This window comes from Streptomyces sp. AC627_RSS907 (genome assembly GCF_019049165.1).
The window spans coordinates 1-546 of sequence record NZ_JAGMUE010000640.1 but is presented as its reverse complement, the minus strand read 5'-3'; the positions used below and the strand labels follow the sequence as shown (position 1 = coordinate 546).

The 546-nt window shown below is 73.3% G+C and carries 1 protein-coding gene; it reads left to right on the top strand.

Translation table 11 applies throughout. The features are described 5' to 3' along the window. Positions 1-44: 44 nt before the first annotated feature. Positions 45-546, top strand: a 502-nt coding sequence (locus KUM32_RS37550) for an MFS transporter (protein ID WP_308408823.1), incomplete at its 3' end; no start/stop codon positions are given.

Here is a 546-nt window from a genome sequence, read left to right as displayed (position 1 = left end):
TGTGGCTGCCCTGGCTGGTGGTGGGCTTGCCGGTGGGCGCGTGGGTGGACAGGACACGCAAGCGTCCGCTGATGCTCGCGTGCGACCTGGTGTCCGCCGCGGCCCTGGTGAGCATCCCCGTGGCGGCGTGGCTCGGCGCGCTCACGTACGGACACCTGGTCGGCGTCGCGCTGGTGTGCGGCACGGCGGCGGTGTGCTTCGACCCGGCCTACCACGCGTACATATGCACCGTCCTCGACGGGCGGGACCTGCTCGAAGGCAACGCCAAGCTCCAGGGCAGCGAGGCCGCGACCCGGGTGGTCGGTCCTGGCGCGGCGGGGTTGCTCGCGCAGGCGTGCGGTGCGGTGGCCGCGCTCGTGGCCGACGCGGTGACGTTCCTGGTCTCCGCGTTCTGCCTGCGACGGATCGCGGTGGTCGAGCCGGACCGCGCCCCCGAAGCCGAACGGGTACCCCTGCGGCAGCAGATCGGCGAGGGGCTCCGCTTCGTGGGCCGGGACCGGTACCTGCGGTCGATGGTCGCGTGGGGTGCCGTGATCAACATGGCGC